This is a genomic window from Acidiphilium sp. PM, assembly GCF_000219295.1.
Lineage (GTDB): Bacteria > Pseudomonadota > Alphaproteobacteria > Acetobacterales > Acetobacteraceae > Acidiphilium > Acidiphilium multivorum.
In genome coordinates this window covers 1-2271 of record NZ_AFPR01000327.1, presented here as the reverse complement: position 1 = coordinate 2271, position 2271 = coordinate 1, and the positions used below count along the sequence as shown (strand labels likewise).

The 2271-nt window shown below is 66.8% G+C and carries 3 protein-coding genes; all 3 read right to left on the bottom strand.

Features of this window, described 5'->3' with window-relative positions; all coding sequences use genetic code 11:
• Positions 1–188 precede the first annotated feature (188 nt).
• Positions 189–539, bottom strand: coding sequence for a hypothetical protein (locus APM_RS12230; RefSeq protein ID WP_241763152.1), 351 nt, complete (start codon positions 537–539; stop codon positions 189–191).
• 270 nt (positions 540–809) lie between these two features.
• Positions 810–2003: an alanine--glyoxylate aminotransferase family protein gene (locus tag APM_RS12225; RefSeq protein ID WP_007423690.1), complete on the bottom strand. Its 1194-nt coding sequence runs from the start codon at positions 2001–2003 to the stop codon at positions 810–812.
• Positions 2004–2039: 36 nt separating this feature from the next.
• Positions 2040–2271: methylated-DNA--[protein]-cysteine S-methyltransferase (locus APM_RS12220; RefSeq protein WP_007423689.1), on the bottom strand; the 232-nt coding region annotated here is incomplete at its 5' end.

Sequence of the window (2271 nt, the reverse complement as noted above, 5' to 3'; positions counted from 1 at the left end):
CCTTGTGGGCGCCGATCAGCTGCCGCACATCGGCGGGTGTCATGCCGAACTTGATGCCCATGATGTCAATGGCCGGCTTCGCCGCGGGCGTGGCGGCGGAGGCTGGCGCGCAGCCGCCGGCGAGCGCTGCCGCCGCGAGGGCGGCAGCAGCGAGATGTTTCATCTGCATGTCGATTGTTCCGTGTGCGTTAAGGGAGAATGCCGGCCGGATGGACGATATATTCCCAGTGACCGTCATGCTTCCTGAAGTCGAAGGGCTTGGTGGCGGTGCTGCCGTCCGGCGCGGCCAACTTGATCTGGCACCTGAAGATGCCCTGCTCCGCGGACTTGCACGAAACCGCCTTGAACTTGATCTTGTCGATCCCGGCAATCGCCGAATGGGCGACGTCGGTGGCCATGCTCCGGGCCATGGCGTTGCTGCCGGCGGCGGCCATTTCCTTTTGCAGCGCGGCGTTGATCTGATCCTTGATCGCCTGCTTCGCCTCTTTCGGACTGGGGCCGGTCCGGCCGCACCCGGCCAGCGCGAGCAGCGGGATCATCGTCAGGGCAGTCTTTTGAATGATTCTCACGGGAAAATTCTTCTTCTTGAAAAGCGTGACTGATCGGAAGGATCGCCGCGGCCGGGCATCACGATACTGAAAACACGACATGCCCGTCGCGGCAGATGGAAATCAAAATTGACAAATAATTATCACATTAAATTCCTCGACTTTTAGAAAAGCATTTCATTACGATTCTTCGATGAACCGGGTCTCCCACAAAATGTCCTGCCTGTAAACAGTTCGTGATCGAAACCGGCGGGGCCGGGTTCAGCCGGCGCCGAGATATTCGATCGCCGCGTCCACGCCGCCGCGCGCGTGCGGCACGCGGGCGAGGCGCAGCGCCATCTCGACCACGCCGAGCGTGCCGAGCAGCATCGCCTCGTTGAGATCGCCCATATGGCCGATGCGGAACACCTTGCCGCCGAGCGGATCGAGCCCGGCGCCGAGCGAGACGTTGAACCGGTCATAGGCGATCCGCCGCACCGCCTCGCCATCGTGCCCCTCGGGCATGCGGATCGCCGTCACCGAATCCGACCGCCTGGCCGGATCGGCGCAATAGAAGGCCACGCCCTGGTTCCCGCTCCAGACCGAAACCGCCCGCCGCGTCGCTTCCGCGAGGCGGTGATGCCGGCGCCACACCGCCTCGATCCCCTCCGCCTCGATCAGCCGCACGGATTCCAGCAGGCCGTAGAACGGCGCGATCGGCACGGTGCCGGTGAAGCTGCGGTGCCGGCGCGCCATCATCCTGGTCCAGTCGAAATAGAACCGCGTCAGCCGCGCCTGGGCATGGGCGGCGAGCGCCTTTTCGCTCACCGCGGTGAAGGCGAGGCCGGCGGGCAGCATCAGCCCCTTCTGGCTGCCGCCCACCACGGCGTCGATCCCCCAGTCGGCCATGCGGAATTCGATCGAGCCGAAGGAGGAGATCGTGTCCGCGAGCAGCAGCGCCGGGTGGCCGGCGGCGTCGAGTGCGGCGCGGATCTCGGGCAGCGGCACGGCAACACCGGTCGAGGTCTCGTTATGGACGATGCAGATCGCCTTGATCTCGTGCGCCGTGTCGGCGGCGAGACGCTCCGCGATCGCGCCGATATCGGGGCCGCGCCGCCAGTCGGCCTCCGGCATTTCGACCTCGAGGCCGAGCGCGCGCGCCATCGCGCCCCAGACGCGGGAGAAATACCCGGCCTCCGGCATCAGGATGTGGTCACCCGGCGAGAACAGGTTCTGCAGCGTCGCCTCCCAGGCGCCGTGGCCGCTGGAGGTGTAGATGAACACCTCGCCGGTGGTGAACAGCAGCCGCTTCAGCCCCGCCACCGCGCGGTCATAGACCTCGATGAAATCGGCGCTCATGAAATCGGTCGTCGGCCGGTCCATCGCCCGCAGCACGGAGTCGGGAATGTTGGTCGGGCCGGGGTTGGCGAAGAACAGGCGGCCTGGCTTGCGGGGGGCGGGGGACTCGGGGGTCATCGGCCTCATTTCCTTCCGGGGTGACGATACCGAAACCTACCCCGGAGTGCCGGCGTTTGCCCACCCGCGCGGTTGCATCGCCGCCTCGTGCGCGAGCAGCCAGCGCTTGCGCTCCAGCCCGCCGGCATAGCCGGTCAGCGATCCGTCGGCGCCGGTGACGCGGTGGCACGGCACGACGATGGCGACCGGATTGGCGCCATTGGCCAGCCCCACGGCGCGGACGGCGCGCGGCCGGCCAATCCGCGCGGCGAGGGCGCCATAGCTCAGC